Below are 23,145 nucleotides of genomic sequence, written 5' to 3'. Positions count from 1 at the left end.
AGGACTTATTACAATAATTTCCTCAGATTGGGTGGTGTATTTACATGAATCTTCAAGAAGTTACTGAACTCATCAAATCTATTAGAACCAATCTAGCTAAAGTCATCGTTGGAAAAGAGGATGGAGTAGACCTGTTACTAACTGCATTACTTGCCAATGGCCATGTTCTGCTGGAAGATGTTCCGGGTACAGGTAAAACTTTGTTAGCCAAAGTCCTTGCAAAATCTTTAGATTGTACATTTAAGCGTATTCAATTTACACCTGACTTGCTGCCTTCTGATTTAAGCGGCATTAATTTTTATAATCAAAAGTCAGGTGAATTTCAGTTTAGACCAGGTCCAGTATTTGCGAATATTTTGCTCGCTGATGAAATTAACCGTGCAACACCCAGAACACAATCCAGTCTGCTGGAATGTATGGAGGAGCGGCAAATCACGATCGATGGTGTGACTCATGGCCTAGAAGCACCTTTTCTCGTTATTGCTACTCAAAATCCGATTGATAACCAAGGCACTTTTCCGTTGCCCGAAGCTCAATTAGATAGATTTCTGATGCGGATTACTACGGGTTATCCTTCATTTGACGAAGGGATTCATATTTTGCAGCGTTTCCGTGAGAATAATCCTCTTGAAGAGACTTTTGCTGTGGCTGCCGCTCAAGATATTCAAGCTGCGCAGCGTTTGGCCGCTTCGGTGAGTATTAGTGATGATTTGCTAGCGTATATCGTTCGGATTACGGAAGCTACTCGCAAATCTACGGCAGTAAAACTAGGGGCGAGTCCACGTGCAAGTGGAGCATTGCTCAGATCATCTCAAGGATATGCTCTAATCCAAGGTAGATCTTACGTTACACCAGATGATATTAAAGCCGTAGCTATTCCTGTGCTTGCCCATCGTCTGCTTCTTCATCGTGGATTGGGTTCAAAAGAGGGACAGGCCGCGGAAATTGTATTACAAGTGCTTCGTGAGGTAGAGGTGCCGACTGAACTCGTTGCGTCCTTAAGAGGCGGAAAGGTGGAATGAGCTATGGCTTTGCCTTGGTTCATTTTCATTACAGTAGCTCTCCTGTTCCTTCTTGCCGTTATCTATGAACGGAATGGTCTGAAAGCGCTTAGTTATACTCGTTATTTTTCAACTAAGGTCGCTTATGAAGGGGATAACCTTGAGATGATCGAGGAGATCGTTAATGCGAAACTTCTGCCATTACCATGGCTTCGACTGGAATCTAGTATTGCAAGAGGCTTGGAATTTGGAAGTCAAGATAATCTCGGCATTAGTACGGGTGAAATCTACCAGAACCATATCAGCTTGTTCTTTCTTAAATCTTACCGTCATATTAAACGGCGGCATCAAGTAACTTGCGAACGGCGTGGGATATACCGTTTGGAGTCAGTCACCATGACCACTGGAGATCCCTTTGGATTGATCCGGAAAAATAAAACGTATCCTCTCCAATTAGAGTTATTAGTCTATCCTAATATGCTGAATCTAGACGATCTTCCGCTACCTATACATAGCTGGCTGGGTGAACTTCCAGTGAAAAGATGGATCGTAGAAGATCCTTTCCTGACTGCAGGTATTCGCGAATATAGCTCAGGAGATTCTATGGGACTTATAAACTGGAAGGCTACAGCGCGCACAGGGACTATGCAGGTACATAAGAAAGACTACACTGCGGATTCCAGGCTCGTCATTTGTTTGAATATAGAGGACAGTGATTCCATGTGGAGAGCGGTAACGGATGTGGAACGTATCGAGCAAGGGATAAGATATGCAGCCACTATCGCCGAATACGCCATGCGCCATGGAATTGAGACGGGATTTATCTGTAACGGCAGATTGGATAACGGGGGCGAAAGAGATCCTGTTGAAGCAGAGCCTATGGCTGAGCTGGAAGACTTGCTAGAGCTGTTAGCTAAGCTGAATCTAGACAGAACGCTTCCTATGAGTCGATTGCTAGCTCTGCAGGCCGAGAGCGGAATAAGTGATACAGACTTTCTGATCATTAGCTGTCATAGAGGAGCAGAATTACAAGAGGCTGCTGACCTCCTATTGGTGTTGGGCAATGGTATAGAATGGCTGGATATTCCGGAACAGGGAGGAGAGAGCGCATGAAACTTCCGTTATCTGGTTACGTATGGAATACGGTTAAACTCTGGATATACTCTATCCTAGAACTATTATTAGTTTTGCCTGTATGGATTCTGTTTCAGGCTTATGTACTGCCCAAGCAAGTTGAACCTATGTGGCTGACCGCCATACCACTAATATCATTAGTAGGTATTTTGCTACGAAAACAGTGTAGTGTTAGATGGAAGCAACTGCTGGCTGCTATAATCCTTGGGACGGTGGTTGGGGCTTTTTCAGCAGGAAGTCTTTCTATCGAAAGTCTGCCTTTAGGTGTCGCAGGTTTTATATGCGCTTTTCTCGGAATGACTGCTGACTCTCGAGATCAGTCCAGTAAGAAGTATTGGACAGGTATTGTAATCTATTTTGTTGCGACCATTGTCTTTGGGAGAATTCCCGATTTGGAGGAAAGTGTTACACTACTGACCTGGTGCGGTAGTTTGTGTCTATTACTCACATTATTTATTTCTAATAGTAGCTATTTACAATATAGTTCGCTTTCTCAAGAGGGCAAAGCTTTGCCAAAAGGATTACAAAGGAATAACCGTATTTATGTCATTGGAATAGGAATTGTTGCGGCCGTATTAGCGGCAGGAGTCGGAAAAGCTATAGGGACACTGCTATGGAATATGGTACGCTCGTTCTTCGGATGGATTAGTAATTTATTCTCTGGGTCAAGTGAGCCGCTACCTCCGCCAGTAGAACAGCCCCAAGCGAGTCCGGAACTACCTTTTGTTGGAGATGAAAAGCCTGGTCTACTAGCTGCTATATTAGATGTTGCTTTATATGTTGCTGGAGCTGTGTTATTGGGCATTGCAGCTTATTATGGACTTCGGTGGTTGTATAGAAATGCCGGTGGGAAATTAAAGAGAGCCATGGATGCCTTGCTATCCATGCTGCGCAGGGAACATACTCCAAAGGACAATACACCTTATCTTGATGAGGAAAAAAGTGTATTTACATGGGAGCAAACGCTTCAAGGTCTAAAGGATTTCTGGAGTACTCGCCTTACGCCAAGACATCGAAAAGACCGCTGGGAGCAGATGAATAGTGAAACGGAGCGTGTTCGTTGGTTATATCGGCGTTGGCTTCATTTGATGCACGATCATGGTTATGAAGTTAAGAGTTATCTTACGCCGAAGGAAACAGAAGACGATATTATTAAATGGACTGCTCTTAACAAGGTTAAACATAAGGGCGAAGAACATACGGTTCATACGTCGAATTCATTGATTGAATTATATGAAAAAGTTAGATATGGAGAAGAAAATCCTTCTGCTAATGATGTGGCTGTATTGAAAGATGAATTGAAATTATAGAATTGAATATTCTTCAAATTCGTGCAAATAGGAACAAATAGGTTACAAACGCTTCAAAAGTGTTACAACATGGATACAATTGGATTTGCAGTTACCACTATAATAATTCTAGCAAAATACTCGTGGAGGGAAGTAAATGAGAAAGCATAGCAGTACATATGTTGTTTTACTATTAAGTACCTTTGTCATCAGTCAACTGACTGGCCATACCGCTTCAGCTGCACCAGCTAATGCTGTTCGTACCAATCCAGCTGTAGCTGCGGCGACAGTAACACCCCCTAGTAATCTGGGTTCCATTTCATTAGGAGCAAATATTAAAGCTACATTAGAAGATGTCAATGTTTGGTCACAACCTGGTGGGAATATTTTAACTTATACCCTGAATTATTCGAATGGGAGCAGTAAAAACGCAAACCTAATGTATTATTTTTCGAGAGTGACGACGCCAGGGGGTTCTGTTATTCCGGGTAACCCACTGAGCGCTGACGCGACTAAGAAGAAGATTGGTGCTAATGAAAGCTTGCGGGTTACATATTACGTCAACATAGGCAAGACCAATTCGTTAAAAGGGATTAAGATTCCCATGTATGTATGGGATTCCAAAACCAAAGGTTATTTAAAGCATGCAGGAAGTTTTACTGTACCAGCTAATTATTCCCCAACTGCTGTAAATGGAAAAAATGTTAGCACCACAATGAATGACATTCCTGTCATCGCTAAAAGTGAGTCCTTGGAGCTCTATAAATATAATGGGAAAGCTTATGCCAAGGTGGGTATAAGCCTGACCAATAAGGGAAGTAAGGTACTCAGTGATCCGGGTTATGCGGCTTATTTACTCTCTGCAGGTGGCAGTTCGTATGAATTAGCACTTGATCGTTCTCAGATTAGTTACAAGATTCAGCCGCAGGAGAAGAAGACTATCTATTATCTTGCCGAGATTCCTCCTTATATGAAGACGGATAATATGAAGCTGCAATTTACGCAAAAAGATGAAGCACTGAAGCTTGAGATCGCTAAATCCTCGTACAAGCTACCGGCAGCTACTACCCCTAATTTGGTGGTAGGTAAAGGTGTGACCAAGAAAATCACCATTAATAATAATCCGATAGAAACTCAGTTAAACAACGCAAACGTATACGCTGAGAATAATAAAGGGATTTGGACCTTCCAGCTTCGTGTGAAAAATGTAGGGAAGACGGCCGTTACGTTGCCAACGTATGAGCTTGCCGTCAAATCTTCAACAGGGACAACCTTTCCGATCAATGCGAAGGGATTGAGCGGCTTAACCATAAAACCTTTGGAAGAAAAAATCATTCCACTTACCGCACAAATTCCACTTGAGGTTGAGCAGAGTTCGCTGCAATTGCAAATGATAGAGGCTGTTTCAGCTCCAGCTAATACAGAAACGGGCAGTTCAGGTGAGGGAACAGGATCTGAAGGGAATAATGCCAGTACGGGTAATACAGCCAAGCTGACAGTACCGATTGCCTACTACACAATTTCATACACACTTCGGCCAGAGGTTCAAAAGGGCGTGGAGTATAGTGCATCCAATGAATATGGTTCTTTCACTTATAACTTGCTGTCTTTGCAGCGCTTTCCTTGGAAAGATGATGACATCGTTGTTGCTAGAATAAATATTAAGAATTCGCAATCGGTGGCTTTAACACTTCCAGAATTAAAAGGATCTGTGCAAGTAGACAATGACGATGTGTCTTCTTCTACAGAACTATTTATGGACAAGGAAACCTCGACGATTGCACCAGGGAAAAATGCGGAAATCTATGTATTTGCCAAAATCCCTTACACGCAAGAGTTCGATAAATTAAAAGTGAACCTCTTTACAACGGTAAAAGAAGAGAAGAGCTCGTTCCTGTCGCTTAGCACGAACAGTACGATGAATGCTGTAGCGACAATTGAACGTGGGGGAAGTTATGCAATCACTGGTAAAGGCAAGAACGCTAGTGTCCAAGAGAACAAAACAATTATTTATGAAGGTCTCAATTCTAATATCGTATATACAGAGCTACTGCTTAGCAGTGAGGAAAAAAGACAAAGCAAAATGGCTCGCCTTCAGGGTTACTTTAAAACAGGAGATGGCCAGCTATTCGAAGCTACAGTGAATCAGCCAGATACTTCAGCTACACCTGGTGGTAAGCAATTAATAACGTACTGGGCAAAATTGCCTAAATCCGTTATTCCATCAGACGTAAGTATGTATCTAGGTCCAGGAATTACTGGGAATAAGCTGTCTGAACCTGGTCAGGAACCAACGGGATTCATTAACATTGCTTCATTGAGTCTAAATCCAGTTTCTACTCCACCGGAGAATAACTTGACGAAGGTTGCGCTATATCCGTACACGATGTCTGTTCTGAGTTCGGAAGGGCGATCGCTGCAAGGTAGTAGCACTATAGATATCGTAATGAATTACAACCTACTTCGTGACAGTACCTATGACATGGGAACCTTTACCCATAAGCTGGTGCTCAAAATGACAGATCCATATGGTCTTTCACAGGAACGAAGCTTGAACATCGGTACTGAAATTCTTGAAGGGAATAACAACTCGTATACTGCAACATTTACCAATAATATGTATAAAAAATTGTCAGGTGGAGCCTACAGAATCACACTGTATGATGAGTTCCAAGGAGAACGGATCGAGCTGGCCAGCCAGGCATATAGCATAAAGATCGATAGACCAGTCACTGAGAAGTAGGAAATCATATCTATTAATGTACGAGAAGGAGCAGCTCCAATGTTGCGAGTGGAAAATGTAACGCATTCTTTTAAGAATGGTAATGAAACGACGGCAGTCCTTCATCAAATAGATTTTTCTGTGAAAGAGGGGGAGATGGTTGCATTACTGGGGAGCTCGGGTTCCGGTAAGTCAACCATGCTCAACCTGATGGCAGGTCTGATGAAGCCTACGGAAGGCCACATTTACATTGCTGACCAAGATATTGTGAAAATGAGCGAAAACAAGCTATCTGAATTTCGTAGGAAGCATATCGGGTTTATCTTTCAAGCATATGAACTAATTACTAGCTTGACTGTCCGTGAAAATGTAGAGTTGCCGCTAGTGTTTCAATCCGTCTCACCATCAATACGTAAGCAAAAAGCTCTGGCCTTGCTGGAAGGGGTCGGCATTCCGGATAAAGCCGACCTGTTCCCTTCACAGTTGTCTGGCGGACAGCAGCAGCGGGTCAGTATTGCACGTTCCTTGATCACAGAACCGTCCGTTATTTTCGCAGATGAACCAACCGGAAATCTGGACTCTAAGACAGAAGAGGAAATTATCAATATCCTGCTTAACCTGAACAAGAAGATGAAAACCACCTTCATCGTTGTAACACACGAGCTCAAAGTTGCAGAACAAATGCAACGGATTTTCACGCTTCAGGATGGATATATGATTACTGAGAAACAAACTTCTTCGGATACAGAACTCGAAGGGGGTAAACTCATTGAGGATTAGTGATATTTCACGTTTGGCTTGGGAGCAAGTCAAACGACGGAAAGTTGTCACAGGTCTTTGTATGGCAGGTATATCGATAGGCTGTGCTGCTATTATTGTTGCTTTAAGTATAGGAGATTCCGCGCAAAGCTATACGGAGCGGGAAATTAACCGGAATTTCAAAATGGATGAAATTACGGTAACTCCGAACAGCGGCATCCCTTCACAAGGGGCCGGAGAAGGAAAAGGAGCCTCTGCCTCTGATGCAAAGCTCGACCCCGGGAGGCTAACGGGCCAGAAGCTGAAAATTGTTCAAGGCCTGCGACATGTTACCGCAGCAGCACCTTTTCAAGAGCTTGGCTACATACAAATGACTACTATCGATAATAAAATTACGGACGTACAGTTAATCGGAACGGATCTTCGACTACTAACGAAATATGACCATAAATTTAAGCAGGGTGGTCCTTCTGATTCGGTTGGTATGGCAGTACTAAACTATGGAGCAACGGTAGGATTGATTGATGTCGAGACTCGGCAACGTCTTTTTGAACAACTGAGTACTGATCCTTATAATAATAAAATAATGGAACAGTACAACAGTTTAAGCATGCTTCCGTCGGATATGTTCAAACAACAGGTTCAATTACAATCATATGACCCTGCTTCTCAAACTGGACAGTCTCTAATTAGCTCACCCATTCAAATTGTTGGGGTATTGGATAGTACTGGGAACCCTGATATGGCGATGTACGACAAGAAGATTTATGTTTCGCTAGAGACTGGTGAGCGTCTAGTGGAACAACTGAAACTAATGAATGGAACTGCTGGGCAAAAGGATGTTTACAACTCAGCCATTGTAAAAGTTGACAGTACGGACAACATCGTACAAGTGGAGAAGCTTATCCAGAAACTTACACTAAATACTAGTACGAATTTGTATCAAAAAGAGGCGATGGCTTCTACATTCAGTATGTTCAAGAAAGCAGCGCTTGGTATTGGTATATTTATTCTAATTATTGCTTCGATCTCGATCATCGTTGCGATGACCATGTCCACCCATCAGCGTCGTCGCCAGATCGGTATTATGAAGGTGCTAGGCGCCAATATGGGGCAAATCCGAAATATGTTTATTACAGAGGCGGCATTGCTCGGGATGCTTGGTGGGTTGCTCGGTATAGGCTTTTCATACTTGATTGTGTTTGGCATAAATAAGCTGATTGGTTCCACAGGAGGAATGGGGATGGGTGAGCCCTTAGTAATCACTATTCCTCTGATGACCCTTCCAATAGGGATCGCATTTGCGGTAATGACAGGCGTACTATCGGGAATTTATCCAGCGATAAGCGCGTCCAGAACGAATGCGCTCACGGCGATAAAACGGGATTAGCTATTTTTAAGTTGAAAGGAAGCAGAAGTGATGAAGAGGAGAATCAAGTGGATTGTATTGGTATTGATTATTATTGCAGCGGGTTATTTTGTATACAACAAGATGTATAAACCCGAGGCACAGCTAGAACCTGTTGAACCACCACAGGCAATAACTTTTGAAGTGACACAGGAAACCATCACCAACTCTGTTCAGGTCAAAGGGAATTCACATTATGAGCAGGAAACGCTTGTTTATGCACCATATGCTTCAAAGGTAACAAAGTGGAAGGTAGAGAATGGTGGGCAGGTTAAGAAGGGAGATTTGCTGTTTACCCTCGATCAGGAAGCTTTAAAGAATGAAATTGCTACACAAGAGGCAACCATTCGAAAGGCTCAGCTAGAAGCGGAACTAAATGAATTTGTTAGTCAGCAGGACCAGGAGAACGCAGCCCTTGGTGCAACAGAAGCCGAACGTATAAAAGCACTTACAGCCCAAGAATCAGCAAGAATTGGGGATGAGCTTAACCAAGTAAATGCTGAAATACAGGCTCGTGAATTAAAAGAAAAGAAGGCTAAGCTAAATACAGCCCTCTACCATGCTCCTGCAACAGGTGTTTTTCTATTTGACAGTGCGAGTGAAATTCCGCAAACGGTAACAGATAATCAATACATCGGCAAAATTGTAGATATGAACAAGCTTGAATTCATAGCTCTTGTAGGTGAACAAGATGTCTTCCGTATTAAGACGGGAATGAAGGTCGATGTTAAAATGACAGCTTTAAAAGATTTAAAGTTGTCTGGAGAAGTGACTAAGGTATCTAAATTTGCTAAGACTGCTTCGGGTCAAAATACTACTGCTACATCGGTTCCACAATTTGAAGTGGTAATCTCACTGCAACCTAACGAGCGCTTAATTGGTGGACTAAGCTTGAGCGGAGAAATCGAGACGGTTCGCAAGGAAAATGCCATCGTTGTATCCAGCATCGCAGTAATGCATGAAGGAGACCTCTCCTACGTGATGGTGGATAAGGGCAATGGAGAATATGAACGAAGAGATATCAAAGTGGGTATGGAGACGGCTGACAAAACAGAGGCCGTCTCAGGGTTAAAGGTTGGAGATGTTGTTGTGCTTCAATAGATTGAAATAGACCTAAGCCTATTTCTCAATCGTGAGTCGCCAAGATTTAATATCTTTATTTAGCTCGGTAAGGTCAGGAACCGGAATTGGCTCGTTGGATAGATTATATTTAGCTTTCAATGCTAAAATCCGATAGACGCTCTCATCAATCCGTGATTCCTGTATCTTACCTTTTTTTACATGGTCCAGAAGCGATTCTAATACCCGTTTCTCATTATCATAGCCGTGAGCGATAAGTAAGATATCACTGCCTGCATTTATAGTATCAACCGCTGCTGTGGTAAGGTCGTAATTCTTCATGATAGCACCCATAGTCAGGTCATCTGTGATTACGAGTCCTTGATATTTCATGTCACCGCGAAGTAGCTCACCAATGATTTTATTTGATAAAGATGCGGGTTTATCAGGATCAAGTTTCGGGAACAAAATATGAGCGACCATTACGGCATCGGTTCCTTCTTTTATTGCAGCTTGAAAAGGGAGCCATTCTAATTTAGCGAGTTCTTCAGCAGTCTTATTCACAATCGGTAGCTCAAGGTGGGAGTCGACGGAAGTATCTCCGTGACCAGGGAAATGTTTGACGACAGGAACAACACCTTCGCTCTCAATTCCTTTCATTTCGGCAATCCCTAGCGTACTGACTAGTTCAGCGGAGCTACCGAAGGAACGATCTCCAATTACAGGATTATCTGGATTGCTATTGATATCAAGGACGGGAGCGAAGTTCATATTAAATCCTGCTGACAATACTTCTCTAGCGAGGAGCTTGCCCATCATTTCGGCAGCGTTAGCATCCTTACGGGTACCGACCTTTCCATTAGAAGGGAAGGAAGCGTACTCCTTAGGCATCCGGCTGACTTTTCCGCCCTCCTGATCGATACTCATAAATAAAGGGGCAGGGTTGCCGCTGTTGCTCTCTTTCATGGAATTAACAAGGCTGACCATACTCTTCAGATCTTGAATATTGTTCTTAAAAAGGATGATTCCACCGACTTTGTCTTCGGCAATCATCCTTTTTGCTTGATCATCCAGAACGGTTCCATCGATACCAACAAGGAGCATTTGTCCAACTTTCACTTCAAGGCTCATACTGGAAACCTGAACAGCAATTGGATCACTCTCTGAGGAGGGAGCTGCTGTGGAACTGGTAACAGGTGAAGATGTGGATTCGGCAGTCGGCGGATTTGTAGCGGCAGCTTGGGAACTGTTACTGCTATTGGAGCAGCTAGTTAACAGAAGCATAGGTACCATAGCAGAAGCCATTAAAAAGCTAGCAGAGGATGTAGGTCTAAGGATGTTGCGTGTAAATCTGGTCATTAGAATAGTCGTCCCTTCGTTTCTTATTTAGATATCAGAAGGATGAATCCTTGCTGACTTAGGTACACGGTGATAAGATGAACTTAAATCTTTACATATTAAAATTGAATTATGAGGTGACGGTCAAATGAAAGATGGATTAGTAAACGCACTTAATGAACAGATGAATTTCGAGTTTTATTCCGCTCATGTTTATCTAGCTATGGCAGCCTATTGTTCCGGGGAAAGTCTCGATGGATTCGCAAACTTTTTCTTAATTCAAGCAGAAGAAGAACGATTCCATGCCATGAAAATCTATAAGTTCCTTAATGATCGCGATAATCGTGCGACACTTGAAGCTCTACCAGAGCCAAAGAACGAATACTCTTCGATGCTGGATGCTTTTGAACATGCTTTCGCGCATGAGCAACAAAACACGAAACGCTTCTATCATTTAGCTGACTTGGCGCTGGATGAGCGTGAACATGCAACGATCTATTTCTTGAAATGGTTTATTGACGAGCAAGTAGAAGAGGAAGCGCTCTTTAGCAACATCATTAGTAAACTGAAACGAATTGATAAAGATAGCAACGCCTTCTACATGCTGGATGCTGAATTTGCTGCACGTACTTTTACAGCTCCTGCTGAGTAAGTAAAGTTACTTAAGATCAGAAGCCTGAGAAATCAGGCTTTTTTTATTTAATTGATGAAGGCAGTTTAATAGCCAGCAGCTTATTATCCGTTCGGATGATCAGCATGCCTCCAGTTTTAAGAGAAGGGGCAAAGTTACGAGATCCTGTCTTCACGGTAAAAATAGGCTTCAACGTCAACATGTCATAAGCGTGAAATAGGCCATCTGATTGTCCGCTATAAACCACATTTCCAAAAAGATCCGTCTGAACTACAGGATTCTCACCATTATTGAGGACTACCGCCTGACCATTTCCAAGTTTGAGTGCGGATAACGTACCTGTATCATAATTGGAATATAACATTCTTTGCTGATGGACTTGGTTTAGAGGATAATCTTTCTCTTTTGCCATAGAAGTCCAGGTTTGAACTGGCTTACCTTCCGCTGAGTAATTCCAGAAATCATATTTCACAAGCTTTTTGCCCTGAAAAATATAGAAGTCATTTCCGTCCAAGAATGCGGTCCCATTTACACCACCAAATGTGAATGCTCCATCTTTATTCTCGGTATCTGTCCATTTATATAAACGTTCTCCTTTAAGTTCACCCGTTTTTACGTTGAATACAGAAACTTTAACATTACGATTCACAGCGTCATCATCCATCATTAACGTATTGGTAATGGAGTAGAGGAGGCCGTCCTTTACTGCTAGTGGCCACCATTGACGGGTATGGTCCCATAGTTTTTTTCCTGTCAGACTGTCATAAGCAGCAAGTGCGGCAGTTGTTAATGCTCCCTGTGAGAGATAACTTCGAATAACAACCCCATCCGTTTCCATAAGTTCCGATAAGCCTGTAAAGTTATTGCTCTCCTCCGCAGCCTTCCATTTGATCTTCCCGCTGACCGCATCGACAGCTGCGAATTGACTCTCTTGTGTTACATAAATGGTAGAACCTAACCGTTGTATACTGGTGGCTTTAGGTAGTGATAATGAAGCTGACCACGCTTTTTTACCTGCTTCATTAACGGCATACAGAGAGCCACTCTTAGTCAAACCATAGATAAATCCATTACTGTACGTGAACAACGGGGCTAATGCACTTCCGAATTCCCACATTTTTTTACCTGTTGTAACATTCAATGCGACTAGTTTTTCATTCTGCTGCAAGGCAAAGACTTTCCCATTCTCGGCAAGGGCAGTAACGTTCTGCCCAGTGATTCTATCTTCTTTTAATATGGCAAGCGGTGATGACCATACAGGTACAAGAATAGGTGCTTTGACTTCATTGTAATAGGGATTGCTTGTACTTATAACTGCTTGTTCCGCAGAAATGACGGATAAAGAACCGTTGTAAGCTATTGGGGATGCAATGCATGTAACAGCTAAAACTTTAATCATTGTCTTGTGCAAAGACTGAATCATCGTTTCACGCTCCTCAAAAATAGTGATTACTATAATTAGACATTATAAATGGCAAAAAGTTACTATTTCAGTAGTACAAGCATAAACGCCTACGGCTTTTTTATAAGGACGGTAAGTGTTTAAGCGAGAGATATAAGACTTAAAGTTGAACTAAGGCAAACTATGTTACGCTCCGCAAAACAGTTATGACCTAGCAACTCTATTTGACGTAGGGAACTATTACGCCTCTTAGCAACACTGTTTCTCTAGACCCACCCGAATCTCGGAGTGTAGTATAGAACAATACTATTCTTTGGGGGTTCTTTTTTTTGGAAAATTACAACGACATCAAACAAGGTGAAAAAGGAGCATGGCTAAGCATAGTTGCCTACATATTCCTATCCGCCATCAAACTGTTTATTGGTACGGTCGCGGGATCTCAAGCGTTACTTGCAGATGGCCTGAACAACAGTACTGATATTATCGCTTCTATCGCCGTACTAATCGGTCTTAAGATCTCCAGGAGACCACCGGATTCCAATCACAGCTACGGGCATTTCAGAGCAGAGACCGTGGCATCCTTAATTGCTTCATTTATTATGATCGTTGTAGGGCTTCAAGTGCTGTACCAGGGCGTGAACAAATTTATTCAACCCGAACTGGAAAGTCCAGATCTTATAGCAGCCTGGACGGCAGTTTTTTGTGCTGTGATAATGATGGGCGTATATATGTATAACATTAGACTGGCCCGCTCTATTAATAGTAACGCTATGCGAGCAGTAGCACTAGATAATCGATCAGATGCTTTAGTTAGCATAGGTGCTTTTGTCGGAATTGTGGCTTCTGGATTTGGAATTCCATGGCTTGATCCGCTTACAGCGATTATTGTCGGCCTGATTATCTGCAAGACGGCATGGGATATCTTTAGTAAAGCTACACATGACTTAACGGATGGTTTTGATGCGGAAGAGCTTGAACTCATGAAAGAAACCGTTGCTGAAATTGACGGTGTGCAATCCATTAAAGATATTAAAGCGCGCATCCACGGGAATAACGTGCTAGTTGATACAACTGTATTAGTAGATTCCGAGCTTAGTGTGGTGCAGAGCCATGATATTACGGAAGAAATTGAAGAACAATTGAAAGATCGGCACCGAGTTTCAAATGTGCTTGTCCACATAGAACCTGTAATGAAGTAGAAAAGGATATAGTTGTGACTTTGCTTGGATGAATAGGGGAGTTTCCTTGTGATGTTGTTAATAGATCTTTTGTGCGGAAAGGTGGAGAATTAATTATATTTATCATGTAAATTTAAGGAAATGGAATGGTGACTTCGTGATTGAATGGAAGGATTCTTATGATATCGGTGTAGAGAAAATTGACTGTCAGCACAGACAGTTGCTGGCGAAATTGAACGAATTTTTTGATGCTTGCAGTAACCAGCAGGGGAAAGAGAAGATCGAAGAAACGCTGAAATTCTTGAAGGAATATACCATCGAGCATTTTAGCAATGAAGAGCAATTGATGGAGGAAATCGATTTTCCTGAATTGGCGGAACATCGTAAGACGCACGCTAATTTTGTAAAAGCCGTTCTTGAATTAGAAGAAACGATTAAAACCAAGGGAGTTTCCGTTCTCTCAACGATTAAACTTAACCGTACGTTAACTGATTGGCTTCTGAATCATATTAATAAATGCGATAAGCTTATCGGTGAATGTATGGCTACACGTGAAAGAGCAGTATAACTGAATACCTCCAATGAAGATGCCGACGGGCATTTTCTTTTTTTTTGACGGGGAATGTGATAAAGAATTGTAGTACGTCATTTGATCCGTTTTCCGAAGACAGCATCGTAATTTATACTGGGTTAACGGTTTGTGTTATGATTTGAGATAAGATGTATAGAGTTAGTATGGTAAAGGGGAGTGGAACGATGAAAACATTACGAATGTTAGCTTCAGGGTTTGCTATGCTGCTTATTCTGGGCCTTGTTAATTTTTACATTGGTTATCACGGTTGGCTGCTTGTCCATGAATGGTTCTCAGGTGCTTCCTCTGTTCTGTTCTGGACATTATTCCTGCTTGTTGCCTTTGCGTATGTCGTTGGAATGATACCGTGGCCTACAATAGTGAAGCCGTTAGCCAGATTTTTTAAAGTGATTGGGTCGTATTATCTAGCTTGTATGGAATTCGCTATTATCATGTTGCCATTAGCTGATCTGTTATATGTGCTGCTGGGCTGGATGGGTGTCGATCGATCGCACTACGTCACAGAAGCAGGTGGTACATTGCTAATATTACTGGTTGTTTTTCTAGTCTGGGGTTCGATCAACGCTTGGAGTACAGTAGTTCGTACCCATCCTATTCCTATTGATAAATCCATCGGAACTAGTACGCCACTTACCATCGCGGTTGCATCCGATCTGCATTTAGGAAATATCGTCGGCAATCGGCATCTCAAAAAAATGGTTGCGCAAATGAACGCTATGAAGCCTGATGTGATTTTGCTGGCTGGGGATGTACTTGACGATAGTATTGAGCCTTTTATTCGCAATAGTATGAGTGAACAGCTGAAGCAGCTAAAAGCACGTCATGGTGTCTACGCGGTACTGGGCAATCACGAATATTACGGTGGCTCGATTAAGGAATATACCGATTTAATGAGTAGCATAGGCATTAAAGTCCTGCAGGATGAGGTTGAAGAAGTGGCGGGAACGTATATTGTAGGTCGAAAAGATAAGACTGCCGAGACGATGGAAGCCGGTGGTAGATTGAGCGTAAACGCCTTATTGAATGGCCTTGATCTGACGCGTCCTGTGATTATGATGGATCATCAGCCTACCGGATTTGATGTTGCTGCCCAAGAAGGCGTAGATATTCTACTATCAGGTCATACACACCGTGGACAGATTGCTCCTAATCACTGGATTACCAAGCGGTTGTTCGAACTGGACTGGGGCTACCTCCGCAAGGATAAATTGCATGTCGTTGTTTCCTCTGGTTATGGGACCTGGGGACCTCCAATCCGTTTAGCCAGCCGTTCGGAGATTATTAAGCTTGAAGTGGTGTTAGAAGGGACTAAACAATACAGTGAAGAAGCCGTGTCCACGAAGACGGTATTAATTTAAAAGAAATCTTTTATGATATGAGGCTGCCCGAATCCGTAGAATTTTTCTGCGAGTTGAGGCAGTTTCTTTTTTTTGACAATTAGTAAAGCTTGTAGTATGGTTTAAAATAGTTAAGTGCTTAACTAAATTGGAGTTGAAAAATCTAAGATGGATCATTTACAACCGTTGGTATTGAATCAGCCGCTACATACTCAGGTATTTTTCACTTTAGTTGATACTACTGCAAGCTTAGTTTCTGTATCTGATAAATATTGGCAGTCGAAAGGATTAAATGGCGCAAGAATTCGTATCTTGGTAGAAATATCTAAACAGGGCGGTACGATTTTACCTTCTACACTGGCTCACAATATTGGGGTTACTAAAGCTAATATTAGTCTGTTGCTGACACCCCTAGAGAAAGAGGGTTGGATTACCCGCTCGAGCCATACTCAGGATGGTAGAAAAAGCGTTATTTCAATTACGGGTGAAGGACAACGTTTACTTTTGGAGCATCTTCCCGGAAATCGTCAAGCGGTCGCTGAACGTATGCAGGGTCTGGATGAACAAGAGCTTCGGCAACTCATCGTTTTATTAGAAAAGCTTAGCAACGGCTAGATATAAATAATGTTGTGGTCTTGAAAAGATGGAACAGAAAGGTTGGGGTGTTATGTCAATTATGGTTACAGGTGCTACTGGTCAATTAGGAAGTTTGATTATAGACAATCTTCTTCAGTTTGTGCCGGCAGGTGAGATAATCGCATGTGTTCGTGATCGGGAGAAAGCAAATGATTTTTTGGAAAAAGGGGTTGAGATTCGATTTGGCGATTATGATCAGCCTGATACTCTAATTCAAGCTTTTACAGGTGTAGCAGAGCTATTATTTATCTCTAGTTCACATCCCGATGATAACGTCAGATTAAATCAACATTCTGAGGTTGTTCATGCAGCATCAAAGGCAGGGGTGAAGCATTTGCTGTATACAAGCTTGGCATTTCCACCTAAAGGACAAATTCCAGCTAATCATGTTCACTTACTTACAGAGCAGATGATTCTTAAATCAGGTATTGACTATACGTTTCTACGCAACGCTTTGTATATGGATTTTGTGGATGTACTAGGTCTGAAAGAGGCGATCCAAAGCGGTGAGTTAATCACCTATCCGGGGAACTGGTTATTTAATTCGGTGACACGAAAGGATCTCGCTTTAGCTACAGCGGTCGTGCTTACAACTGCTGGTCATATTAATCAGATTTATGAATTAACCGCACCGCGCTCTTGGGACTTCAGCGAACTAACGGAGGTATTATCCGAGCTGACAGGAAAAAGAATCGTTCATCGGCAGGATTCAAGCATTCATCACTGGATTTATTCATTCCTCGGGAAGATAGATACAGCTTCTACTTCAAAAGATATGGAGAGACTAATTGGACGGCCTGTTACCTCTTTGAAGGAAAGTATAATCACTTTCCTTCAGGTTTAAATAATAACTCTGACTTATTCAACTATATAGTGGTTCGATCTAAAGTAAGTAAATAATTATATTTACTGGCATGTTTTAATTCATCTAATATAATCCCATAAACAGTATCGCGGTATACTCCAACAGGCAGACCAAACCATATTTTACGATACTTTTCGACTGCAGCCAGTTCACCTTGGAGTGCTTTTTCTAAACCTTCTTCATAGGAACTGATCCGTTGATATTGTTCACTACTAATTCCAGTGATATCTTGACCCGTAATTTCTTTGAACATCTCGCGGAACATGGAGTTGTGACCCCGTTCGTCATCTCGAATTGAGGTGATGATGGAGGCTTGCTCGGAATTTGGGGCCAGTTTGATAAGTTCATCATAGAAAAGCTCATCATTTCGTTCACCTTGCACAGCTTCTTTAATTAAATTTAATGCTTGTGGAAGAGAGGTTGCCCATACAGGTTTGAAATCAGATCTATTCTGAGATAAGGGTGTCCAATACATATTTCTTTTTAACCTCCTGATTAGTTCATTATTTTTAAAGTAGTATATGTACGAATGCCCAAAATGGTCTCTTTCGGTTCTTTAGTTGTTCTAACCCTTTAAAGTTGATACTATGGGTTCATCCGTTATTCAGGGAGTGTAAACGATGAAAAAGATTTTAGTAGCAGATGATGATAGTAATATTCGTACATTATTAAAGCATGTATTGACCAGAGAAGGTTATCAAGTAATGGAGGCCAGCGACGGCCGGGACGCGATACATAAACTGAAAGAAAGCATTGCGGATTTAGCCGTTGTGGATGTGATGATGCCACATGTGGATGGGTTGGAGCTATGCCAGCATATAAGAGAAACGTATGATATACCGATCATTCTGTTAACAGCCCGGCAACAGCTAAGTGATAAAGAACAAGGCTATTTGCGGGGGACAGATGATTATGTAACGAAACCTTTTGAGCCGGAAGAATTGTTGTTTCGGATCAAAGCATTATTTCGGCGTTATTCCATCGCTTCGGATGATCGGATTCGTTTAAATTCATTAGTTATTGATCGTAAAAATTATGAGATTACTGATGGTGATGAAGTACTACTGTTACCGGTAAAGGAATTTGAACTGCTCGCACAACTGGCACAATATCCAGGAAGACTGTATTCACGCAGTGAGCTGATTGAACTAGTGTGGGGAATGGATTATGAAGGTGATGAACGCACGGTGGATGTACATATCAAGCGATTGCGTCAACGGTTTTTGGATTATCAGAATGACTTTGTGATTCGGACGGTACGGGGAATTGGATATAAATTGGAGATGGTGAGCTCGTGAAGTCTTTGTATGTGAGAATGTGCATTCTCTTTTGCTCGGCCATTGTGGTGAGCAGCCTTCTTGGCTTCTTGGTATCAAATATTTATTATCAAGCTCAGATTAAATCGCAGAATGATGCGAAGCTTACGGGGATGGCCATTGGAATCCAGCAGTTTGCAGAATCTCACCCGGAATCTATGGAGGATTACCTGCGAAGTGTAGCTGTACTGGGATATAAGATCTATTTAATCGATGCAGAAGGTCAATCCCGGTTTTACGGCAAGCCATTTCGGAAAGAGGATTTAAATCCGCAGCAATTAGAGAAGGTCCTGAATGGACAAGTGTATCACGGTGTTGCTGAGTTTCCTGACAGCGCATTTATTACAGGTTTTTTTGATAATCAATTACGCAATACGATAGGCGTACCTATTGAAGTCAATAATGAGACTTTTGCGTTATTCATGCGGCCGGATGCAGAGGTTCAGTTCGGTGAACTGCGCGTGTTTTTTGCTGTCATCATCGGTTTTACCGTGTTATTTAGTCTAGGGTTCGTCATGATCAGCGTACTGCATGTGGTCAGACCCATTACACGTTTGACAACGGCAACTAAACGGATTTCAAAAGGTAGATATGATATTAAATTAAATACTTGGCGGCGGGATGAGATTGGCCAGTTAGCCTCACACTTTATGATTATGAGTCGTGAGCTGGAAAGGACCAATCGTGCGCGTCAAGAGTTTGTTGCGAATGTGTCGCATGAAATCGAATCGCCATTAACTTCTATTCAAGGATTTGCTCAAACCCTTAAAGATCCTACATTACCCGAGGATGAACGGATAGAGTACCTCAATATTATTGATCAAGAAAGTCATCGTCTATCGATGCTTAGTAAACAGCTGCTAACGTTATCTTCCCTCGATTATGATCCGAATTCCTTGCAGAAGAAACCTATAGATTTGCGTGCACAGCTTCGGCAGGTTGTACAAATCATGGAGTGGAGATTAACAGAGAAGCAATTAGCGGTTCGTTTAAGTCTTGCGGACATTAGCGTACATGGCGATCCCAATCTATTGTATCAGGTGTGGATGAATCTCATTACGAATGCTATCAAATATACACCTGCTGAGGGATCCATTATGATTTCCGCAAAGCTTGACGATGGGAACTGTGTAGTAACCTTCGCGGATACTGGGGAAGGTATTCCTGCTGAGGAATTACCACTCATCTTTGACCGTTTTTATAAAGTCGACCGGGCACGTACACGAGAAACGCATAGTAGCGGTCTTGGACTGGCGATTACGCAAAAAATTGTAGAGACACATAACGGAACCATAGAAGTATCCAGTACAGTTGGCAAAGGCACGACCTTTATTGTAACTCTTCCGCTTTTGTAACTCGTTATTCATACTCCGTTCATTTTCATCTTCTAAACTGTGACTATACAGATTAGAAGGAGTGGTAATATGTTTCTAGCCTTAAGAGAAATGCGACATTCTAAAGCCAGATACCTGTTAATAATGGTGATCATGTTATTGGTTTCCTTTCTTGTACTTTTCGTAACGGGGCTGGCCAGAGGATTAGCGTATGCTAATATCTCAGCAATAGAGAATATGCCGGCTAACTATTATGTGGTGCAGAAGGATGCGGATCAGACGTTTAGACGTTCTCAGTTAACGGATACGGAACTTAATAGTGTTCGAGCAGTAGTAGGAGATAATAATGCCTCTTCACTCGCTCTACAGATGAGTACAGTGACTACGAACGATGCGGACACTAAAGCAGACGTAACTTTTTTCGCAGTGGATATGAACGGTTTACTGGCTCCAAAAGTGATTGAAGGTGACAAGATTACGAATGATACGCAGGGAAGTGTCATCGTTGATCGTGACTTGGAACAGTCGGGCATTAAGATTGGTAGCACGATCCAAGATCAGGCAACTGGGAAGGAATTTAAAGTTACAGGATATGTTGAGAATAGCTCATACAGCCATACCCCAGTAGTCTATATTAACAATAAAGATTGGCAGGAAATGAGACAAGGCGTTAATCAAGGTAGTGAGGCTAAATCCGGAGCACCCTTTAATGTAATTGCGCTTAATGCAAACGCAGGGCAAGTGGATAAGATCTCTGCTAGTACGAAAAATGTGGAAGTTATTACGCAAAAAGAAGCGATCTCTAATATTCCGGGTTATTCATCAGAACAAGGTTCACTACTTATGATGATTGCCTTCCTGTTCGTAATCGCTGGGTTTGTTCTGGCTGTATTCTTCTATGTCATTACAATTCAGAAAACAAGCCAGTTTGGCATTCTGAAAGCCATGGGTACAAAAATGTCTTACTTGGCTTGGAGCGTTGTAGGGCAGGTCATGATATTAGCTATTGCAAGTCTAAGCATTAGCTTGCTGCTAACCTTTGGAATGAATCAGGTACTACCAGACACTATGCCGTTCCAACTGGAACCTTCTACGATTCTATTAACCAGCGGCTTGTTCGTGGGGATGTCTCTTTTAGGATCACTTATTTCTGTCGCTAAAGTGGCAAAAGTAGATGCATTAGAAGCAATTGGGAGGGCTGGAGCATGAGTGCGAAATTATTGATGAAGCAAGTAACCAAGACCTACGGAGACGGCGATACAACGGTATCTGTTCTGAACAATTTGAATCTTATAGTCAATGAAGGGGAATTCGTTGCTGTCCTTGGACCATCTGGAACAGGGAAGAGTACATTCCTATCAGCAGCGGGTGCGCTTCTTACGCCAACCAGTGGTGAAATTTTCATAGACGGTGAATCTCTTACAGATAAAAGTAAAAGTGAGCTGACTGAGCTGCGATTAGAGAAGATAGGCTTTATGTTCCAAAGCGCACAGCTATTGCCCTACTTGAAGGTAGAAGAGCAGCTTCTCTTTGTAGCTAAACAGGGGAAGATGAGTTCTAAAGAAGCTAAGGAACGGGCAGCTGATTTGATGAAGCGTCTGGATATCTGGAAACGTCGAAACCATTATCCTGAGCAACTATCAGGCGGGGAGAAGCAACGTGTAGCTATCGCAAGAGCTTGGATGAATAAACCTGCAATCTTGTTTGCAGATGAACCAACAGCAAGCTTAGATTTCAAACGAGGTAGAGAAGTTGTGCAAATGATTGCTGACGAAGTGAAGAATGAAGGTAAAGCTGCCGTAATGGTCACTCATGATGAACGGATGCTCGAATGGTGTGATCGAGTGCTGCATCTGGAAGATGGACATTTGGTTGAACATGAGTTAAGCAAAATTTAGTAAAAAAACGATTCATGCTATTTATGGCATGAATCGTTTTTTGGTGTGTGAACAATGGTTTGTTCTTATTTGTCAGCAATGGTGACTTGGCCTGAGCCGTATGTTTCAAACCAGCCTTTAATCGTGTTGAAATCGCTACTGAATGATAGTGCCAGTTCCAGTAGAATTCGGGCATGTGCTGCGTTCAGGTTGTCTCCGGCAATTATGCCGTCACCTGATGCATAGTTAGAACCAGAACCCGTACGTGTGGTAGACACGAAGATAACCCCGTTTTCCTTAATTGCTTTCGTGCGAGCTTCTCCCATAGCTTTTGATACGCCACCAGCCCCTGTGCCTGAAGTAACAATGCCCTTTGCTCCGTCTTGGACAAAACCAGTAATTGCCCCGGCTCCCGCATCTTGGTAGGCATAAGCAATTTCTACCTTAGGCATATCACTGCTCTTAATCTTCGTTAGATCGAATGGCGTTGCCCATTTGTCAGCGGTCAATAGTGCTCTGGAATTCGCCCGATAAATTCTTATATTATTCTCATCTATATATCCTAGGATTCCTAGTTGTGGGGATTCAAAAGTGTCTGTACGATAGGCATTCGTCTTGGTAACCTCTCTAGCTGTATGAATCTCGTCATTTAGCATGAGCACAGTACCGTAATATTTTGTCTTTCCGCTAGCTGCTAGTTTAATAGCGTTAAATAGATTGGCCTGAGCGTCACTTCCGATAACTGTCCATGGACGCATAGAGCCAGTTACTACGACAGGTTTGGAGCTACGCACTGTAAGATCAAGGAAATATGCAATTTCCTCCATCGTATCCGTGCCTGTAGTAACAACGATGCCATCTTGGGTTTCTAGTGCTTGATCTACTTTTAAGGAGAGATCATATAGTTGTTGCATGGTATACGAGCCAGAGCCTGCATTCCCAAATTGATAGCTAGTTACATCGGCGAACTTTTTAAGGTTAGGCAGTGCTTTAACCATATCGTCCATTAACAAAGTCCCGGCTTTATAGTTCTGGAAGCTGGTCTCATCCACAGATTTACCGGCAATAGTACCACCGGTTGCTATGACTTGGACCTTTGGAAGCTTAACCGTTCCTTCAATCGTTTGGGTAACCTCAGCGGCGTAAGTGGTAGAAACGGGAAGCATTGTTGTAGCAGAGAAAAGTAGAGTGAAAGAGAGTCCTGCGGCAACGGTAGTTTTGGCGAGCATTGATTGTAATCCATTCATAGATGTAACCTCCCATTTGA

Annotated in this window: 22 protein-coding genes; 18 read left to right on the top strand and 4 right to left on the bottom strand. The window is 42.3% G+C overall.

The features are described 5' to 3' along the window. The first annotated feature begins 44 nt into the window (after positions 1-44). The 7 genes from ACWNM1_RS16270 (at position 45) to ACWNM1_RS16240 (ending at position 9,414) form a co-directional block, all read left to right on the top strand. Positions 45-1,022 (top strand): AAA family ATPase, encoded by a 978-nt coding sequence (locus tag ACWNM1_RS16270; protein ID WP_449601739.1) that lies wholly within the window; start codon positions 45-47, stop codon positions 1,020-1,022. 3 nt (positions 1,023-1,025) lie between these two features. Beyond that, positions 1,026-2,114, top strand: coding sequence for a DUF58 domain-containing protein (locus ACWNM1_RS16265; RefSeq protein WP_449601738.1), 1,089 nt, complete (start codon positions 1,026-1,028; stop codon positions 2,112-2,114). Beyond that, positions 2,111-3,445 carry a hypothetical protein gene (locus ACWNM1_RS16260; protein WP_449601737.1) on the top strand — a complete coding sequence of 445 codons (1,335 nt, stop codon included), beginning with the start codon at positions 2,111-2,113 and terminating at the stop codon, positions 3,443-3,445. The genes ACWNM1_RS16265 and ACWNM1_RS16260 overlap by 4 nt, the downstream gene beginning before the upstream one ends. Before the next feature lie 136 nt (positions 3,446-3,581). Then, positions 3,582-6,167, top strand: a complete 2,586-nt coding sequence (locus ACWNM1_RS16255) for a hypothetical protein (RefSeq protein WP_449601736.1) — start codon at positions 3,582-3,584, stop codon at positions 6,165-6,167. Positions 6,168-6,206: 39 nt separating this feature from the next. Beyond that, positions 6,207-6,926: an ABC transporter ATP-binding protein gene (locus ACWNM1_RS16250; protein ID WP_283911819.1), complete on the top strand. Its 720-nt coding sequence runs from the start codon at positions 6,207-6,209 to the stop codon at positions 6,924-6,926. Then, positions 6,916-8,295 (top strand): ABC transporter permease, encoded by a 1,380-nt coding sequence (locus ACWNM1_RS16245; RefSeq protein WP_449601734.1) that lies wholly within the window; start codon positions 6,916-6,918, stop codon positions 8,293-8,295. The genes ACWNM1_RS16250 and ACWNM1_RS16245 overlap by 11 nt, the downstream gene beginning before the upstream one ends. Before the next feature lie 30 nt (positions 8,296-8,325). Beyond that, positions 8,326-9,414, top strand: a complete 1,089-nt coding sequence (locus ACWNM1_RS16240) for an efflux RND transporter periplasmic adaptor subunit (protein WP_042187874.1) — start codon at positions 8,326-8,328, stop codon at positions 9,412-9,414. Positions 9,415-9,432: 18 nt separating this feature from the next. Here ACWNM1_RS16240 and nagZ read toward each other — a convergent pair whose 3' ends face one another. Next, positions 9,433-10,491, bottom strand: a complete 1,059-nt coding sequence (gene nagZ, locus ACWNM1_RS16235) for a beta-N-acetylhexosaminidase (RefSeq protein WP_449601733.1) — start codon at positions 10,489-10,491, stop codon at positions 9,433-9,435. 61 nt (positions 10,492-10,552) lie between these two features. On the opposite strand from nagZ, the gene ACWNM1_RS16230 reads away from it, so the two are divergent. Continuing rightward, positions 10,553-10,762 carry a hypothetical protein gene (locus ACWNM1_RS16230; RefSeq protein ID WP_449601732.1) on the top strand — a complete coding sequence of 70 codons (210 nt, stop codon included), beginning with the start codon at positions 10,553-10,555 and terminating at the stop codon, positions 10,760-10,762. Positions 10,763-10,858: 96 nt separating this feature from the next. After that, the gene (locus ACWNM1_RS16225) at positions 10,859-11,362 is read left to right on the top strand and encodes a ferritin (RefSeq protein ID WP_042127399.1); all 504 of its coding nucleotides are present in this window, start codon (positions 10,859-10,861) and stop codon (positions 11,360-11,362) included. A gap of 43 nt (positions 11,363-11,405) precedes the next feature. Here ACWNM1_RS16225 and ACWNM1_RS16220 read toward each other — a convergent pair whose 3' ends face one another. Further along, positions 11,406-12,764, bottom strand: a complete 1,359-nt coding sequence (locus ACWNM1_RS16220; RefSeq protein ID WP_449601731.1) for an outer membrane protein assembly factor BamB family protein — start codon at positions 12,762-12,764, stop codon at positions 11,406-11,408. Positions 12,765-13,072: 308 nt separating this feature from the next. Here ACWNM1_RS16220 and ACWNM1_RS16215 point away from each other — a divergent pair, with 308 nt between their 5' ends. From ACWNM1_RS16215 to ACWNM1_RS16195, 5 genes are all read left to right on the top strand, one after another. Then, positions 13,073-13,942: a cation diffusion facilitator family transporter gene (locus tag ACWNM1_RS16215; RefSeq protein WP_449601730.1), complete on the top strand. Its 870-nt coding sequence runs from the start codon at positions 13,073-13,075 to the stop codon at positions 13,940-13,942. A gap of 136 nt (positions 13,943-14,078) precedes the next feature. After that, complete coding sequence (locus ACWNM1_RS16210) at positions 14,079-14,489, top strand: bacteriohemerythrin (RefSeq protein WP_449601729.1); 411 nt, start codon at positions 14,079-14,081, stop codon at positions 14,487-14,489. Positions 14,490-14,677: 188 nt separating this feature from the next. Beyond that, entirely contained in the window at positions 14,678-15,871 is a 1,194-nt protein-coding gene (locus ACWNM1_RS16205; protein ID WP_449601727.1) for a metallophosphoesterase, read from the top strand. 147 nt (positions 15,872-16,018) lie between these two features. Continuing rightward, entirely contained in the window at positions 16,019-16,465 is a 447-nt protein-coding gene (locus tag ACWNM1_RS16200; protein ID WP_449601726.1) for a MarR family winged helix-turn-helix transcriptional regulator, read from the top strand. 52 nt (positions 16,466-16,517) lie between these two features. Beyond that, positions 16,518-17,330: an SDR family oxidoreductase gene (locus tag ACWNM1_RS16195; protein ID WP_449601725.1), complete on the top strand. Its 813-nt coding sequence runs from the start codon at positions 16,518-16,520 to the stop codon at positions 17,328-17,330. 22 nt (positions 17,331-17,352) lie between these two features. Here the strand turns inward: ACWNM1_RS16195 and ACWNM1_RS16190 are convergent, their stop codons facing one another. After that, complete coding sequence (locus ACWNM1_RS16190) at positions 17,353-17,826, bottom strand: ferritin family protein (protein WP_449601724.1); 474 nt, start codon at positions 17,824-17,826, stop codon at positions 17,353-17,355. A gap of 145 nt (positions 17,827-17,971) precedes the next feature. Here ACWNM1_RS16190 and ACWNM1_RS16185 point away from each other — a divergent pair, with 145 nt between their 5' ends. The 4 genes from ACWNM1_RS16185 to ACWNM1_RS16170 all read left to right on the top strand — a co-directional run bounded on the left by ACWNM1_RS16185 (position 17,972) and on the right by ACWNM1_RS16170 (position 21,899). After that, positions 17,972-18,649 carry a response regulator transcription factor gene (locus tag ACWNM1_RS16185; protein ID WP_042187886.1) on the top strand — a complete coding sequence of 226 codons (678 nt, stop codon included), beginning with the start codon at positions 17,972-17,974 and terminating at the stop codon, positions 18,647-18,649. Further along, positions 18,646-20,022: a sensor histidine kinase gene (locus ACWNM1_RS16180; protein ID WP_449601723.1), complete on the top strand. Its 1,377-nt coding sequence runs from the start codon at positions 18,646-18,648 to the stop codon at positions 20,020-20,022. Before ACWNM1_RS16185 ends, ACWNM1_RS16180 begins: the two co-directional genes overlap by 4 nt. Before the next feature lie 69 nt (positions 20,023-20,091). Then, on the top strand, positions 20,092-21,210 hold the full coding sequence (locus ACWNM1_RS16175) for an ABC transporter permease (protein WP_449601722.1): 1,119 nt from the start codon (positions 20,092-20,094) through the stop codon (positions 21,208-21,210). After that, a complete protein-coding gene (locus ACWNM1_RS16170) occupies positions 21,207-21,899 on the top strand; it encodes an ABC transporter ATP-binding protein (protein WP_042187892.1) in 693 nt (230 codons plus the stop codon). The genes ACWNM1_RS16175 and ACWNM1_RS16170 overlap by 4 nt, the downstream gene beginning before the upstream one ends. Before the next feature lie 65 nt (positions 21,900-21,964). On the opposite strand, the gene ACWNM1_RS16165 is transcribed toward ACWNM1_RS16170, so the two are convergent. Further along, positions 21,965-23,125, bottom strand: coding sequence for an asparaginase (locus ACWNM1_RS16165; RefSeq protein WP_449601721.1), 1,161 nt, complete (start codon positions 23,123-23,125; stop codon positions 21,965-21,967). Between the last annotated feature and the right edge of the window lie 20 nt (positions 23,126-23,145).

The organism is Paenibacillus sp. Marseille-Q9583, from assembly GCF_976954365.1.
This window is presented reverse-complemented; position numbering and strand designations above follow the sequence as displayed.

What these genes read in the sequence shown, in the direction of transcription:
- ACWNM1_RS16270 (WP_449601739.1), top strand. Translation starts at nt 45, where the DNA reads ATGAATCTTCAAGAAGTTACTGAACTCATCAAATCTATTAGAACCAAT.
- ACWNM1_RS16265 (WP_449601738.1), top strand. Translation starts at nt 1,026, where the DNA reads ATGGCTTTGCCTTGGTTCATTTTCATTACAGTAGCTCTCCTGTTCCTT.
- ACWNM1_RS16260 (WP_449601737.1), top strand. Translation starts at nt 2,111, where the DNA reads ATGAAACTTCCGTTATCTGGTTACGTATGGAATACGGTTAAACTCTGG.
- ACWNM1_RS16255 (WP_449601736.1), top strand. Translation starts at nt 3,582, where the DNA reads ATGAGAAAGCATAGCAGTACATATGTTGTTTTACTATTAAGTACCTTT.
- ACWNM1_RS16250 (WP_283911819.1), top strand. Translation starts at nt 6,207, where the DNA reads ATGTTGCGAGTGGAAAATGTAACGCATTCTTTTAAGAATGGTAATGAA.
- ACWNM1_RS16240 (WP_042187874.1), top strand. Translation starts at nt 8,326, where the DNA reads ATGAAGAGGAGAATCAAGTGGATTGTATTGGTATTGATTATTATTGCA.
- ACWNM1_RS16225 (WP_042127399.1), top strand. Translation starts at nt 10,859, where the DNA reads ATGAAAGATGGATTAGTAAACGCACTTAATGAACAGATGAATTTCGAG.
- ACWNM1_RS16220 (WP_449601731.1), bottom strand. Translation starts at nt 12,764, where the DNA reads ATGATTCAGTCTTTGCACAAGACAATGATTAAAGTTTTAGCTGTTACA.
- ACWNM1_RS16205 (WP_449601727.1), top strand. Translation starts at nt 14,678, where the DNA reads ATGAAAACATTACGAATGTTAGCTTCAGGGTTTGCTATGCTGCTTATT.
- ACWNM1_RS16200 (WP_449601726.1), top strand. Translation starts at nt 16,019, where the DNA reads ATGGATCATTTACAACCGTTGGTATTGAATCAGCCGCTACATACTCAG.
- ACWNM1_RS16195 (WP_449601725.1), top strand. Translation starts at nt 16,518, where the DNA reads ATGTCAATTATGGTTACAGGTGCTACTGGTCAATTAGGAAGTTTGATT.
- ACWNM1_RS16190 (WP_449601724.1), bottom strand. Translation starts at nt 17,826, where the DNA reads ATGTATTGGACACCCTTATCTCAGAATAGATCTGATTTCAAACCTGTA.
- ACWNM1_RS16185 (WP_042187886.1), top strand. Translation starts at nt 17,972, where the DNA reads ATGAAAAAGATTTTAGTAGCAGATGATGATAGTAATATTCGTACATTA.
- ACWNM1_RS16175 (WP_449601722.1), top strand. Translation starts at nt 20,092, where the DNA reads ATGTTTCTAGCCTTAAGAGAAATGCGACATTCTAAAGCCAGATACCTG.
- ACWNM1_RS16170 (WP_042187892.1), top strand. Translation starts at nt 21,207, where the DNA reads ATGAGTGCGAAATTATTGATGAAGCAAGTAACCAAGACCTACGGAGAC.
- ACWNM1_RS16165 (WP_449601721.1), bottom strand. Translation starts at nt 23,125, where the DNA reads ATGAATGGATTACAATCAATGCTCGCCAAAACTACCGTTGCCGCAGGA.